Genomic DNA, 275 nt, shown 5'->3' with positions numbered 1-275 from the left:
AGGGGATATAAAACAAGAGAATTGATCAGCGAGCAGAGGGTAACTCGCTGCCTGGGGTAATTCGAAGTGCCACCATTCGCTGGAGATACCGACAAAACCGCCACCAGTCATTATCGCATTCAGCAACAGCCGATTGCGCTGAGCGGCGGGCGGGACGGAAGGGTGATAGGCATGGGAGCGCTCGTGCATTTCATCGAACCCTGCGCCCATATCGAGGATGTTCCCGTGCTCATCACGAAGCGTCAGGTCGATCGCCGTGCCACGGCTGTGATTAG

The 275-nt window shown here is 56.4% G+C and carries 1 protein-coding gene; it reads right to left on the bottom strand.

The window, feature by feature from the left end; translation table 11 throughout:
• Positions 1-275 (bottom strand): M15 family metallopeptidase (locus IEQ44_RS18150; protein WP_369074441.1); only part of this gene is annotated, 275 nt, incomplete at both ends.

Origin of the sequence: Nocardioides malaquae, assembly GCF_015070385.1 — a bacterium.
GTDB lineage: Bacteria > Actinomycetota > Actinomycetes > Propionibacteriales > Nocardioidaceae > Nocardioides > Nocardioides malaquae.
Note: the sequence above shows the minus strand (reverse complement) of the source record. Positions and strands in the feature narration are given on the sequence as shown.